We start from the raw sequence: 13467 nt of genomic DNA on the forward strand, positions 1-13467 counted from the left end.
AGGCAGCAACAAACTAACTTAATTATTGTTTTAGCGAAAATTGTATCACAATTTGCTAAAATCATAATAGACAAAAAAGAATACAAGGCAGCAACAAACTAACTTAATTATTGTTTTAGCGAAAATTGTATCACAATTCGCTAAAATCATAATAGATAAAAAAGAGTACAAGGCTGCAACTAAATAAATTATTGTTTTTTAGCGAAAATTGTATTTATTTAAAAAGTTATTAACACGAAAACGTTTTCGTGTTAAAAGTGTGGTTTTTCACAGGGGGGTATTTGGTAATTTGAATGAAATTTAAAAACCAAATAACATGAAAATTCGTGAAAGATTATTGAAATTTATCTTACCAATATGCTTATTGCTTATTGGGTGTTCTACAGAAAAACTATTAGATGATCAACTATCTAAAGAACAATCACCAGATGTACAACTCTTAAAATCTGTATCGTCTAAGGCTGTTACAGCTAGTAATTTAAAACCAATAGGTTCTGGTGTTATGATGCAAGCATTTTATTGGGATGTTCCCGCCGGTGGAAACTGGTGGAATACAATAGAAGGAAAAGTTCAAGACTGGAGTAATGCAGGTATTGATGCTATTTGGTTACCACCTGCATCAAAAGCACAAAATGGAGCCTTTTCTATGGGATACGATCCATTTGATTATTTTGATTTTGGTCAATACAACCAAATGGGGAGTATAGAAACACGCTTTGGGTCTGAAGATGAGTTGAAAACGCTGATAGCCTCTGCTCATAATGCTAAGTTAAGTGTTATTGCAGATATAGTGATTAATCATAATAGTGGAGGACAGAGCGAAATAAACCCTGTGAATAATCAGAGCAACTGGACTAAGTTTACGCCACTATCTGGAAAATTTAATAGAGATTACAATGATTTTCATCCTAATCACAATCACGGAAATGATACTGGAGTTTTTGGTGGTTTTCCAGATTTATGCCATCACCAAGTTAGAGTGCAAAATGAATTGTGGAAAAATCCAGAATCAGTAGCAAAGTATTACAAAAACACTATGGGTTTTGATGGTTGGAGATTTGACTATGTAAAGGGATTTGAACCTTGGGTTGTAAAAGATTGGAAAAATGAAGTAGGAGGTTTTGCTGTAGGCGAGTATTGGGATGGAAATGCGGGAACTTTAGATTGGTGGACTGGACAAGCTGAGGTTAGTGCATTTGATTTTGCATGCTATTACAGAATGAAAGATGCATTTGATGGCAACAATTTAAACAAATTAAATGATGATATGCTATGGAAGCGTAACTCAACAAGAGCTGTCACTTTTGTTTCTAACCATGATACTAACGAAATTTATCATGGTAAAATGTTGGCTTATGCTTATATATTAACACATGAAGGTTATCCAACTATTTTTTATAGAGATTATGAAGAGTGGTTAAATAAAGAACGATTAAATAATTTAATATGGATTCATAATAATTTAGCAGGAGGAAGTACTAATATATTATATACAGATAATGATGAATATATATCTAAAAGAAACGGACATAATAATTCAGGTATTGTAGTTTATTTAAATAATGCTGATTCTTGGCAAGAACGTTGGATAGAGACTAATTGGTCTAATACAAAAATTAAGGATTATACTGGGCATTCAAATTGGGAGCCTATAACCCAAGCAGGGCGATGGGTAAAAATACAAGTGCCTCCAAAGAGTTACTCAGTTTGGGCACCAAAATAAAAATTTAAATAAATTAGTTGTCAATTCTCAATTTAAACTTATATTTGCACCCTGAAAATCTAAAAGAGAGGAGGTTAAGACACTATGTTAATAATACCGATTAAAGAAGGAGAAAATATAGATAGAGCGTTAAAGCGTTTTAAAAGAAAGTTTGATAAAACTGGAACTAAACGTCAGTTACAAACTCGTAAACAGTTTAACAAACCTTCCGTATTACGTAGAGCGCAGATTCAAAAAGCTCAGTACATACAAGGATTAAGAGATGCAGAAGATATTTAAAGATAAATTTAATCTATAAATACCATATTAAAATCCCACTAAAAGTGGGATTTTTTTTGCTTTTAACTTATATAAAATGGTATAACAGTAAAAACTTCGTACTTTTAACTTGACACAAGTAACATTAAAGATGCCGTTAGAACCATTCATAGACTATTTATTACTAGAAAAAAACTATTCAACATTAACAGTCAACGCATATCAAAAAGATTTAGAAGCATTTTCAGAATTTGTTAAAGTAACATATAATACAGAGATTATAAAGGATGTAAATTATTCAGAGATTAGAAGTTGGATAGTCTATATGGTGGAAAAAGGATTATCAAATAGAAGTATCAATAGAAAAGTATCTGCATTAAATACGTATTATAAGTTTCTTTTAAAAACAGGAGATATAAATCAGAATCCTTTATCAAAACATAAAGCCTTAAAAACGAGTAAAAAAGTTCAGGTACCGTTTTCGGAATTAGAAATAACAACAGTTTTAGATGATTTAAATTTTGATGATGATTTCGAAAGTATTCGTAATAAATTAATCATAGAGCTTTTCTATTCAACAGGTATTAGAAGAATAGAATTAGTGGAATTATCTCTGGCAAGTGTAGATATTGATAATAAAATGTTAAAGGTTTTAGGAAAGAGAAATAAAGAACGTGTCGTTCCGTTATTAGATTCTGTAGTTAAAACAATAAGTAAGTATTTAATTTCAAGAAATAAATTAGAAGGTATTATAGATGTTAATAGCTTGTTTTTAACGAAAAAGGGATTTAAAATTTATGAAACACTTGTTTACAGAATAATAAATGAGTATTTTAGTGAGGCATCTTCAAAGGTGAAAAAGAGTCCGCATATTTTGCGTCATTCTTTTGCAACACATTTGTTAAACCAAGGTGCTGATTTAAATGCTGTTAAAGAACTTTTAGGACATTCAAGTTTAGCTGCCACACAAGTTTATACACATAATAGTATAGCTGAATTAAAAAAAGTGCATGTACAAGCACACCCTAGAAGTAAAAAATAGTATAGTAGAAGATTATTAACCAAAAAACAGAAGGATGAAAGTAAACACCCAATCAGTTAATTTTAATGCTGACCAAAAGTTAATAGATTTTATTCAAAAGCGGATGGATAAATTAGATATGTTTTATGATAAAGTTATTAAATCAGATGTCTATTTAAAAGTAGAAAATACAAGTGAAAAAGAAAATAAAATTTTTGAAGCGAGAGTAAGTGTTCCTGGAGATAGTTTTGTAGTAAAGAAGCAATGTAAAAGTTTTGAAGAAGGTGCAGATGTCGCAGTATCATCGTTAGAAAGGCAACTAAAAAAGAGAAAAGAAAAATTAAGATCACATTTATAGTAAAATTTCTTAAAAAATGTTTTGATTAAAAAAATAAATCTATACATTTGCAGTCCGTTAGAAATAGCGGGCTTTTTTTATGCGAAAAAAGTATAAAAAACGCCGATGTAGCTCAGCTGGCTAGAGCAGCTGATTTGTAATCAGCAGGTCGTGGGTTCGAGTCCCTCCATCGGCTCTAAAAAAGTGAATAACGCAAAGGAAGTTAATAAATGGTTTTAAAGCTGTTTTTTTGACTTGGGACGAGAAGTTTATCCTGAGCGTAGTCGAAGGGAGTCCCTCCATCGGCTCTTTAAATTCCTGTAGAAGCAGGGATATCAAAGTAGAAAAAACAATAACTATTTTGAGGAAGTTCTTATAGAAAATGAAATAAGTATAATTGGGGAGATACTCAAGCGGCCAACGAGGGCAGACTGTAAATCTGCTGACTACGTCTTCGCAGGTTCGAATCCTGCTCTCCCCACAAGTGATTTTAAATAGATAGTTATCAAAAACTTGTTTTTGTAAAACTGTGTTTTAAAATTATTTGGATTGGTTTACCAATCCAGGATTAACGACCAGAGGGAGTTAGTCCTTTTTTGAATTGAAATATTGAAAACACCTTTTGAAGATTTTCAAGTCTTTAAAATTGCTCTTTCCTTTAATGATTGGAATTTGGAATTTTGTATTTGGAATTTTTTGAAAAATTGCGAGAGTAGCTCAGTTGGTAGAGCGTCAGCCTTCCAAGCTGAATGTCGTCACGCTTTGGGCGTGATCTCTCGTTAAAGTTCATTACGTATTGAAGACCAGAGATTCTGAAAAGGATCTAAAAAAAATAATGCGAGAGTAGCTCAGTTGGTAGAGCGTCAGCCTTCCAAGCTGAATGTCGTCACGCTTTGGGCGTGCTCTCTCGTTAAAGTTCATTACATATTGAAGACCAGAGATTCTGAAAAGGATCTAAAAAAAATAATGCGAGAGTAGCTCAGTTGGTAGAGCGTCAGCCTTCCAAGCTGAATGCCGTCACGCTTTGGGCGTGATCTCTCGTTAAAGTTCATTACATATTGAAGACCAGAGATTCTGAAAAGGATCTAAAAAAATAATGCGAGAGTAGCTCAGTTGGTAGAGCGTCAGCCTTCCAAGCTGAATGTCGTCACGCTTTGGGCGTGATCTCTCGTTAAAGTTCATTACATATTGAAGACCAGAGATTCTGAAAAGGATCTAAAAAAAAATAATGCGAGAGTAGCTCAGTTGGTAGAGCGCCAGCCTTCCAAGCTGAATGCCGTCACGCTTTGGGCGTGATCTCTCGTTAAAGTTCATTACATATTGAAGACCAGAGATTCTGAAAAGGATCTAAAAAAATAATGCGAGAGTAGCTCAGTTGGTAGAGCGTCAGCCTTCCAAGCTGAATGTCGCCGGTTCGAACCCGGTCTCTCGCTCAAAGTGAGTGTCGTTACGCCAAAAGCGTGATCTCTCGCTCTAAAATTCCTGCGAAGGCAGGAATCTCTTCTTTCAATTTACATAACCTTATAATGATAGGTTGTTTGAAAGGATAGGAAATAAAAACTTTACGCCGGTGTAGCTCAGGGGTAGAGCGTTTCCTTGGTAAGGAAGAGGTCACGAGTTCAAATCTCGTCATTGGCTCTATATTAGAACTAGAGATTAAAAAAATAGAATACACTAATATTATTATATAACTAAGATTAAATTATTTAAAAAACATGGCAAAGGCAACTTTCGATCGTTCAAAACCGCACTTAAATATAGGTACAATTGGACACGTAGATCACGGTAAAACAACTTTAACTGCTGCTATTACTAAAGTATTAGCTGATGCAGGTTTATCAGAAGCAAAAGATTTCGATCAAATCGATAACGCTCCTGAAGAAAAAGAAAGAGGTATAACAATTAATACATCACACGTAGAATACGCAACAAAAAATCGTCATTACGCTCACGTTGACTGTCCAGGTCACGCCGATTACGTAAAGAACATGGTAACTGGTGCAGCTCAAATGGATGGTGCTATATTAGTTGTTGCAGCAACAGATGGTCCAATGCCACAAACACGTGAGCACATCTTATTAGGACGTCAGGTAGGTATTCCTCGTATCGTTGTATTCATGAATAAAGTGGATATGGTTGATGATGAAGAATTACTTGAATTAGTAGATATGGAAATCAGAGATTTATTATCTTTCTATGAGTACGATGGAGATAATGGTCCTGTAATTGCTGGTTCTGCTTTAGGTGCACTTAACGGTGAGCAAAAATGGGTTGATACAGTAATGGAGTTAATGGAGGCTTGTGATTCTTGGATTGAAGAGCCATTAAGAGAGGTTGATAAAGATTTCTTAATGCCAATTGAAGATGTATTCTCAATTACTGGTCGTGGAACTGTTGCAACTGGTCGTATCGAAACTGGTATAGCTAACACTGGAGATCCTGTAGAGATCATTGGTATGGGTGCTGAGAAATTAACATCTACTATTACAGGTATCGAAATGTTCCGTCAAATATTAGATAGAGGTGAAGCTGGTGATAATGCAGGTATCTTATTAAGAGGTATTGAGAAATCTCAAATCTCTAGAGGTATGGTAATCTGTAAGCCAGGTTCTGTAACGCCACATGCTAAATTTAAAGCTGAGGTTTATATTCTTAAAAAAGAAGAAGGTGGACGTCACACACCATTCCATAATAACTACCGTCCACAGTTCTACGTTCGTACAACTGATGTAACTGGAAACATAGCGCTTCCTGATGGAGTAGAAATGGTAATGCCTGGAGATAACTTAACAATTACTGTTGAGTTGATTAACACTATTGCAATGAATGTTGGTCTGCGTTTCGCGATTCGTGAAGGTGGTAGAACAGTTGGAGCAGGTCAGGTAACTGAGATTTTAGACTAATACAGTTTTAAAATAAATAAATAAGTTAAGGTATTCCGTTTTCGGAATACCTTGACTTATATTTACGGGTTTAGCTCAGTTGGTAGAGCACTGGTCTCCAAAACCAGGTGTCGGGAGTTCGAGTCTCTCAACCCGTGCAAAGCAAAGGATTGTGAGCGAGAAGTTTATGTTGAGTGAGTTTATCCTCAGCGTAGACTAAGGGAAGTAAGTTTCTCAAATAAGAGACAGAAAGTTTCTAAATAAGTTTACACAAAGCGTAGCCTGTACTGAGTGCAGTTGAAGTAAAGTGTTTAAAAAAATAATAAATGGCTGGAATTGTAAATTACGTAAAAGAATCATTTGGAGAACTTAAAAATAATGTGAGTTGGCCATCGTGGGCTGAAGCGCAAAGTTTAACAGTTTTAGTTGCTGTGTTTTCAATTATATTTTCCTTAGCAATTTGGGGAGTAGATACAGTATTTAGTAAAGTTGTTAGCTATTACTTTGAGTTAATTAATTAATGATTAATGTTGATTTTATGTCAGAAGTAAGCGAAAAAAAATGGTACGTTGTTAGAGCCGTAAGTGGTCAGGAAAATAAGATTAAAACTTATATCGAGAATGAAATAGCTCGATTAGGTCTTCAAGATTATGTTGATCAAGTGCTAGTTCCTACAGAACGAGTGATCCAAATTAGAAATGGAAAAAAAATCCATAAGGAAAAAGTGTTTTTCCCTGGGTATATAATGGTTCAAGCTAATTTAACTGGAGAAGTACCTCATATAATACGTTCGGTTACTAACGTCATTGGATTTTTAGGTGAAACTAAAGGAGGGGATCCTGTTCCACTTAGACAATCTGAAGTAAACAGAATGTTAGGTAAGGTTGATGAGTTATCTGTAGAAGAAACTGCAAATGTAGCCATACCATTTACTAAAGGAGAAACAGTAAAAGTTATAGATGGGCCATTTAATGGATTTGATGGTACCATTGAAAAGATAAATGAAGAAAAGCGTAAGCTAGAAGTAATGGTGAAGATTTTTGGAAGAAAAACACCGTTAGAATTAAGCTATATGCAAGTAGAAAAAGTATAATAATGTTACATAAAGATAGGTTGTTCTCTTTCGCTTCCAATTAGAAAGATAGCATCAAATTAAATTATTAAAAATGGCAAAAGAATTAGGTAAAGTAGTTAAGTTACAAGTTCGGGGAGGTGCTGCGAATCCGTCGCCACCGGTTGGACCCGCTTTAGGAGCTGCAGGTGTTAACATCATGGAGTTCTGTAAGCAATTCAATGCTAGAACCCAAGATAAACCAGGTAAAGTATTACCAGTGGTTATATCTGTTTACAAAGACAAATCGTTTGACTTTGTAATAAAAACTCCACCAGCAGCAGTTCAATTATTAGAAGCGGCTAAGGTGAAGAAAGGTTCTGGAGAGCCAAACCGAAAAAAAGTAGCTAAAGTTTCGTGGGATCAGGTTAAAACCATCGCTGAAGACAAAATGGTAGATTTAAATGCATTTACTATCCAATCTGCAATGAAAATGGTAGCTGGTACTGCAAGATCAATGGGTATAACCGTAACAGGGCAATTCCCTAATTAATCTATAAAAGACATTTAAAATGGCAAGATTAACAAAAAAGCAAAAAGAAGCTGCAGCGAAAATAGAAAAAGGAAAAATTTATTCTGTTGAAGAAGCATCAGCATTAATAAAGGAAATTACCAATACAAAGTTTGATGCGTCAGTAGATTTAGCTGTACGTTTAGGAGTAGATCCAAGAAAAGCGAACCAAATGGTAAGAGGTGTTGTATCTCTTCCTCATGGTACTGGTAAAGATGTAAAAGTATTAGCATTAGTAACACCAGATAAAGAAGCAGAAGCTAAAGAAGCTGGTGCAGATTACGTTGGTTTAGATGAGTACCTTGATAAAATCAAGAGTGGTTGGACAGATGTAGATGTTATTATTACTATGCCAAGTGTTATGGGTAAATTAGGTCCTTTAGGACGTGTATTAGGTCCTCGCGGTTTAATGCCTAACCCAAAGACAGGTACAGTAACTATGGATGTTGCTAAAGCTGTAACAGAAGTAAAAGCTGGTAAAATTGATTTTAAAGTTGATAAAACTGGTATTGTACACGCTGCGATAGGAAAAGCATCATTTAGTGCTGATAAAATTGCAGGGAACGCAAATGAATTATTACAAATGTTAATGAAACTTAAGCCAACTTCAGCAAAAGGAATTTATGTAAAAAGCATTTTTATGTCTTCTACAATGAGTCCTAGTGTTGCTGTTGATCCTAAGATTGGTTAATTAGTTAAAAACTTTTATTATGACAAGACAAGAAAAATCACAAGTAATCGAAGAATTAACTGTACAATTAGCCGATAATGCTAACATTTATTTAGCAGATATATCAGGATTAAATGCAGGTAATACTTCAGATTTACGTCGCGCTTGTTTTAAAGCAGGCGTTAAGTTAGCAGTAGTAAAAAACACATTACTTGAAAAAGCAATGGAAGCTTCAGATAAAGAATTTGGAGAGCTTCCTACAGTTTTAAAAGGTAATACTTCAGTCATGTATTCTGAAACTGGAAACGCTCCAGCTAAAGTAATTAAAACCTTTAGAAAAAAATCAGAAAAGCCTTTATTAAAAGGAGCATTCATTGAGGAAGCAGTTTATATTGGTGATGATCAATTAGACATGTTAGTAGATATCAAGTCTAAAGAAGAGTTGATAGGAGAGATTGTTGGATTATTACAATCGCCTGCTAAAAACGTTATTTCTGCACTTAAATCAGGTGGAGGAACTATTGCTGGTATCATTAAAACACTATCTGAAAAAGAAGGATAGAATTAAACAGTACGCACTTATTACAATTATATTATTATTAAAAAATTATTAAAACGATAGAAAAATGGCAGATTTAAAAGATTTCGCAGAACAATTAGTTAACTTAACAGTAAAAGAAGTAAATGAGTTAGCTACTATATTAAAAGATGAGTATGGTATCGAGCCTGCTGCTGCAGCTGTTGCTGTTGCTGCTGGAGGTGCTGCTGCAGGTGGAGACGCCGCAGAAGAGCAAACTGAATTTGATGTTATTTTAAAAGCAGCTGGTGGTTCTAAATTAGCTGTTGTTAAATTGGTTAAAGAATTAACTGGTTTAGGATTAAAAGAAGCTAAAGGTTTAGTTGATGAAGCACCAAGTGCTATCAAAGAAGGCGTATCTAAAGATGAAGCAGAAGGTTTAAAAGCATCATTAGAAGAAGCAGGAGCTGAGGTTGAGCTTAAGTAAGCTTACCATTTCAAAAACATAAAGGTTTAGGTCTGTCACGTCAAAAAGCGTGACAAGACCTAGACCATTTTGCGTATATAATTATTACGTACGTTAATAACTATTTTTTTAATCATAATTCGTCCATTGATGTTATCAACACAAGCTGAAAGATTAAATTTCTCGTCTATTGTAAATAGAACAGAATATCCAGATTTCTTGGATATTCAGATTAAATCCTTCCAGGATTTTTTCCAATTAGAAACAAAATCTGAAGAAAGAGGTGATGAAGGTCTTTATAACACCTTCATGGAAAACTTCCCTATTACAGATTCTCGTAATCAATTTGTTTTAGAATTTTTAGATTACTTCGTAGATCCACCAAGATATGCTATTGATGAGTGTATTGAAAGAGGGCTTACATACAGCGTTCCGCTAAAAGCAAGGTTAAAGTTATATTGTACAGACCCTGAACATGAGGATTTCGAGACCATTGTTCAAGATGTGTATTTAGGAACTATACCTTACATGACACCTAGTGGTACATTTTGTATTAATGGTGCAGAACGTGTAGTAGTCTCTCAATTACACCGTTCACCAGGCGTATTCTTTGGTCAATCTTTCCATGCAAATGGAACAAAATTATATTCAGCTAGGGTTATACCTTTCAAAGGTTCTTGGATTGAATTTGCTACAGATATTAACCAGGTAATGTATGCTTACATTGACAGAAAGAAAAAGTTACCTGTTACAACATTGTTTAGAGCTATTGGTTTTGAACGAGATAAAGATATCTTAGAGATTTTTGATCTTGCAGAAGAAGTAAAAGTATCTAAATCTGGATTAAAGAAGTATTTAGGAAGAAAATTAGCAGCACGTGTACTAAACACATGGCATGAGGATTTTGTTGATGAAGATACAGGAGAAGTAGTATCTATTGAGCGTAATGAAATTGTGCTTGATCGTGATACTATTTTAGATAAAGAAAATGTTGAAGAAATTATTGGAGCAGATGTAAAAACGATTCTTTTACATAAAGAAAGTGCTGAACAAGGCGATTATGCTATTATTCACAACACGCTTCAAAAAGATCCAACAAACTCAGAAAAAGAGGCTGTTGAGCATATCTATAGACAATTACGTAATGCTGAACCGCCAGATGAGGAAACAGCACGTGGAATTATAGATAAATTATTCTTTAGCGACCAACGTTACTCTTTAGGAGAAGTTGGACGTTACAGAATGAATAAGAAATTACAGTTAGATATTGGAATGGATAAGCAAGTGCTTACTAAAGAAGATATCATTACTATTATAAAATATTTAATCGAGCTTATCAACTCTAAAGCAGAGATTGATGATATTGATCACTTATCTAACCGTCGTGTACGTACAGTTGGTGAACAATTATCACAACAATTTGGTGTTGGTTTAGCGCGTATGGCACGTACTATTCGTGAGCGTATGAACGTTCGTGATAACGAGGTTTTTACACCAATAGATTTAATTAATGCTAAGACTTTATCGTCTGTAATTAATTCATTCTTTGGTACAAACCAATTATCTCAGTTTATGGATCAAACAAATCCATTAGCTGAAATAACGCACAAACGTCGTTTATCTGCATTAGGGCCAGGAGGTTTATCTCGTGAGAGAGCAGGTTTCGAGGTTCGTGATGTACACTATACACATTATGGACGTTTATGTCCTATTGAAACACCAGAGGGACCAAACATTGGTTTAATTTCTTCACTTTCAGTATATGCTAAAGTGAATTCTATGGGGTTCATTGAAACACCTTATAGAAAAGTAACAGAAGGTGTTGTTGATATTGGAAATGAACCAACGTATTTAAGTGCTGAAGAAGAAGAAGAGAAATTAATTGCACAAGCAACTGTAGAAGTTGATGATGATGGTAAGATTTTACACGATAAGGTAATTGCTAGAATGGAAGGAGACTTTCCTGTAATTGATCCTAATGAATTACATTATACAGACGTAGCACCAAATCAAATTTCATCAATTTCAGCATCTCTAATTCCTTTCTTAGAACATGATGATGCGAATAGAGCCTTGATGGGATCTAACATGATGCGTCAAGCAGTTCCATTATTGAGAGTAGATGCACCTATTGTTGGTACTGGATTAGAGCGTCAAGTAGCTTCAGATTCTCGTGTATTAATTAATGCGGAAGGAAATGGAGAAGTGCTTTATGTCGATGCAAACGAAATAAAAATTAAATACGATCGTACTGAAGATGAAGCTAAAGTAAGTTTTGATAGCGATATTAAAGTTTACCAATTAGTAAAATTCAGAAAGACAAATCAAGGAACCTCTATCAACCTAAAACCAATTGTGGTTAAAGGAGATATTGTAACTAAAGGTCAGGTTTTATGTGAAGGTTATGCGACTCAAAAAGGAGAGTTAGCATTAGGTAGAAATATGAAAGTAGCCTTTATGCCTTGGAAAGGGTATAACTTTGAGGATGCGATTGTAATTTCAGAAAAAGTAGTACGTGAAGATATCTTTACATCTATTCATATTGATGAGTATTCATTAGAAGTTAGAGATACAAAATTGGGTAACGAAGAGTTAACTAATGATATCCCTAACGTTTCAGAAGAAGCTACTAAAGATTTAGATGAAAACGGAATGATTCGCGTAGGTGCAGAAGTGAAACCTGGTGATATTCTTATTGGTAAGATTACGCCAAAAGGTGAATCTGATCCAACTCCGGAAGAAAAATTATTACGTGCTATCTTTGGTGATAAAGCAGGTGATGTAAAAGATGCTTCTTTAAAAGCATCGCCATCTTTAAATGGTGTTGTCATCGAAAAGAAATTATTTGCTAGAGCAGTAAAAGATAAGCGTAAGAGAGCTCAAGATAAAGATGATATCTTACAATTAGAAGGTATTTATGATTCTAAGTTTGATGATTTAAAGAATGTTTTAATCGAAAAACTTTTCACCATAGTAAATGGCAAAACTGCCCAAGGTATCTTTAATGATTTAGGTGAAGAAGTATTACCAAAAGGTAAAAAATTCACACTTAAGATGTTAAATGCTGTTGATGATTATGCACACTTAGTATCAGGTAAATGGACAACAGATGAGCACACGAATCAACTAGTTGCAGATTTAATTCACAATTATAAGATTAAAGAAAACGATTTACAAGGAGCTTTAAGACGTGAGAAATTTACAATTTCTGTAGGAGATGAATTACCAGCAGGTATTATCAAGCTAGCTAAAGTATACATCGCTAAAAAACGTAAGCTTAAAGTAGGTGATAAAATGGCAGGACGTCACGGTAACAAAGGTATTGTTGCAAGAATCGTTCGTCAAGAAGATATGCCTTTCTTAGAAGACGGAACGCCAGTTGATATTGTATTAAATCCACTTGGTGTACCATCTCGTATGAACATCGGTCAGATATACGAAACAGTATTAGGCTGGGCTGGACAAAAACTAGATCGTAAGTATGCAACTCCTATTTTTGATGGAGCAACTATAGATCAAATCAATGGATTTACAGATGAAGCTGGAATTCCTAGATACGGACATACATATTTATATGACGGCGGAACTGGACAACGTTTCGATCAACCAGCAACAGTTGGCGTGATTTACATGTTGAAACTAGGACACATGGTAGATGATAAAATGCACGCACGTTCTATAGGGCCTTACTCATTAATTACGCAGCAGCCATTAGGTGGTAAAGCACAGTTTGGTGGTCAGCGTTTTGGAGAGATGGAAGTTTGGGCACTTGAAGCTTATGGAGCATCAAGTACGCTACGTGAAATCTTAACGGTAAAATCTGATGATGTAATTGGTAGAGCCAAAACTTACGAAAGTATTGTTAAAGGAGAACCAATGCCAGATCCAGGACTACCTGAATCTTTCAATGTACTTATGCACGAATTGAAAGGATTAGGATTAGATATTAGATTAGAGGAATAATAAAATAG

The 13467-nt window shown here is 34.5% G+C and carries 12 protein-coding genes and 10 tRNA genes; all 22 read left to right on the top strand.

Annotated features, from left to right (window positions below; genetic code table 11):
• Nucleotides 1-316 precede the first annotated feature (316 nt).
• On the top strand, nt 317-1723 hold the full coding sequence (locus Q4Q47_RS14615; protein WP_303307387.1) for an alpha-amylase: 1407 nt from the start codon (nt 317-319) through the stop codon (nt 1721-1723).
• An 84-nt stretch (nt 1724-1807) separates the two neighbouring features.
• Complete coding sequence (rpsU, locus tag Q4Q47_RS14620; RefSeq protein WP_303307388.1) at nt 1808-2002, top strand: 30S ribosomal protein S21; 195 nt, start codon at nt 1808-1810, stop codon at nt 2000-2002.
• Nucleotides 2003-2132: 130 nt separating this feature from the next.
• Nucleotides 2133-3023: a tyrosine-type recombinase/integrase gene (locus Q4Q47_RS14625; RefSeq protein WP_303307389.1), complete on the top strand. Its 891-nt coding sequence runs from the start codon at nt 2133-2135 to the stop codon at nt 3021-3023.
• A gap of 34 nt (nt 3024-3057) precedes the next feature.
• Complete coding sequence (gene hpf / locus Q4Q47_RS14630; RefSeq protein WP_135877079.1) at nt 3058-3360, top strand: ribosome hibernation-promoting factor, HPF/YfiA family; 303 nt, start codon at nt 3058-3060, stop codon at nt 3358-3360.
• A 101-nt stretch (nt 3361-3461) separates the two neighbouring features.
• Nucleotides 3462-3535: transfer RNA gene (locus Q4Q47_RS14635), tRNA-Thr, on the top strand.
• A gap of 203 nt (nt 3536-3738) precedes the next feature.
• A tRNA-Tyr gene (locus Q4Q47_RS14640) sits at nt 3739-3820 on the top strand.
• A gap of 225 nt (nt 3821-4045) precedes the next feature.
• Nucleotides 4046-4120, top strand: a tRNA-Gly gene (locus Q4Q47_RS14645).
• Between the two features lie 56 nt (nt 4121-4176).
• Nucleotides 4177-4251 (top strand) — tRNA-Gly (locus tag Q4Q47_RS14650).
• Between the two features lie 56 nt (nt 4252-4307).
• Nucleotides 4308-4382 (top strand) — tRNA-Gly (locus Q4Q47_RS14655).
• Nucleotides 4383-4437: 55 nt separating this feature from the next.
• Nucleotides 4438-4512: transfer RNA gene (locus Q4Q47_RS14660), tRNA-Gly, on the top strand.
• Nucleotides 4513-4569: 57 nt separating this feature from the next.
• Nucleotides 4570-4644 (top strand) — tRNA-Gly (locus Q4Q47_RS14665).
• A 55-nt stretch (nt 4645-4699) separates the two neighbouring features.
• A tRNA-Gly gene (locus Q4Q47_RS14670) sits at nt 4700-4772 on the top strand.
• A gap of 133 nt (nt 4773-4905) precedes the next feature.
• Nucleotides 4906-4977 (top strand) — tRNA-Thr (locus tag Q4Q47_RS14675).
• Between the two features lie 77 nt (nt 4978-5054).
• Complete coding sequence (gene tuf / locus Q4Q47_RS14680) at nt 5055-6242, top strand: elongation factor Tu (protein WP_303307390.1); 1188 nt, start codon at nt 5055-5057, stop codon at nt 6240-6242.
• 64 nt (nt 6243-6306) lie between these two features.
• Nucleotides 6307-6379: transfer RNA gene (locus Q4Q47_RS14685), tRNA-Trp, on the top strand.
• 168 nt (nt 6380-6547) lie between these two features.
• Nucleotides 6548-6742, top strand: coding sequence for a preprotein translocase subunit SecE (secE, locus tag Q4Q47_RS14690; protein ID WP_274183685.1), 195 nt, complete (start codon nt 6548-6550; stop codon nt 6740-6742).
• 17 nt (nt 6743-6759) lie between these two features.
• The gene (gene nusG, locus Q4Q47_RS14695; RefSeq protein ID WP_102754918.1) at nt 6760-7314 is read left to right on the top strand and encodes a transcription termination/antitermination protein NusG; all 555 of its coding nucleotides are present in this window, start codon (nt 6760-6762) and stop codon (nt 7312-7314) included.
• A gap of 73 nt (nt 7315-7387) precedes the next feature.
• Nucleotides 7388-7825: a 50S ribosomal protein L11 gene (rplK, locus tag Q4Q47_RS14700; protein ID WP_274183683.1), complete on the top strand. Its 438-nt coding sequence runs from the start codon at nt 7388-7390 to the stop codon at nt 7823-7825.
• A 19-nt stretch (nt 7826-7844) separates the two neighbouring features.
• A complete protein-coding gene (gene rplA, locus Q4Q47_RS14705; protein WP_303307391.1) occupies nt 7845-8534 on the top strand; it encodes a 50S ribosomal protein L1 in 690 nt (229 codons plus the stop codon).
• 19 nt (nt 8535-8553) lie between these two features.
• Nucleotides 8554-9075, top strand: coding sequence for a 50S ribosomal protein L10 (gene rplJ, locus Q4Q47_RS14710; RefSeq protein ID WP_303307392.1), 522 nt, complete (start codon nt 8554-8556; stop codon nt 9073-9075).
• 64 nt (nt 9076-9139) lie between these two features.
• Nucleotides 9140-9517 carry a 50S ribosomal protein L7/L12 gene (rplL, locus tag Q4Q47_RS14715; protein ID WP_303307393.1) on the top strand — a complete coding sequence of 126 codons (378 nt, stop codon included), beginning with the start codon at nt 9140-9142 and terminating at the stop codon, nt 9515-9517.
• A gap of 129 nt (nt 9518-9646) precedes the next feature.
• Entirely contained in the window at nt 9647-13459 is a 3813-nt protein-coding gene (gene rpoB / locus Q4Q47_RS14720) for a DNA-directed RNA polymerase subunit beta (protein ID WP_303307394.1), read from the top strand.
• Nucleotides 13460-13467: the final 8 nt, after the last annotated feature.

The sequence above is a fragment of the Flavivirga spongiicola genome (assembly GCF_030540825.1).
GTDB classification, from domain to species: domain Bacteria; phylum Bacteroidota; class Bacteroidia; order Flavobacteriales; family Flavobacteriaceae; genus Flavivirga; species Flavivirga spongiicola.

What these genes read in the sequence shown, in the direction of transcription:
- Q4Q47_RS14615 (WP_303307387.1), top strand. Translation starts at nt 317, where the DNA reads ATGAAAATTCGTGAAAGATTATTGAAATTTATCTTACCAATATGCTTA.
- rpsU (WP_303307388.1), top strand. Translation starts at nt 1,808, where the DNA reads ATGTTAATAATACCGATTAAAGAAGGAGAAAATATAGATAGAGCGTTA.
- Q4Q47_RS14625 (WP_303307389.1), top strand. Translation starts at nt 2,133, where the DNA reads ATGCCGTTAGAACCATTCATAGACTATTTATTACTAGAAAAAAACTAT.
- hpf (WP_135877079.1), top strand. Translation starts at nt 3,058, where the DNA reads ATGAAAGTAAACACCCAATCAGTTAATTTTAATGCTGACCAAAAGTTA.
- tuf (WP_303307390.1), top strand. Translation starts at nt 5,055, where the DNA reads ATGGCAAAGGCAACTTTCGATCGTTCAAAACCGCACTTAAATATAGGT.
- secE (WP_274183685.1), top strand. Translation starts at nt 6,548, where the DNA reads ATGGCTGGAATTGTAAATTACGTAAAAGAATCATTTGGAGAACTTAAA.
- nusG (WP_102754918.1), top strand. Translation starts at nt 6,760, where the DNA reads ATGTCAGAAGTAAGCGAAAAAAAATGGTACGTTGTTAGAGCCGTAAGT.
- rplK (WP_274183683.1), top strand. Translation starts at nt 7,388, where the DNA reads ATGGCAAAAGAATTAGGTAAAGTAGTTAAGTTACAAGTTCGGGGAGGT.
- rplA (WP_303307391.1), top strand. Translation starts at nt 7,845, where the DNA reads ATGGCAAGATTAACAAAAAAGCAAAAAGAAGCTGCAGCGAAAATAGAA.
- rplJ (WP_303307392.1), top strand. Translation starts at nt 8,554, where the DNA reads ATGACAAGACAAGAAAAATCACAAGTAATCGAAGAATTAACTGTACAA.
- rplL (WP_303307393.1), top strand. Translation starts at nt 9,140, where the DNA reads ATGGCAGATTTAAAAGATTTCGCAGAACAATTAGTTAACTTAACAGTA.
- rpoB (WP_303307394.1), top strand. Translation starts at nt 9,647, where the DNA reads ATGTTATCAACACAAGCTGAAAGATTAAATTTCTCGTCTATTGTAAAT.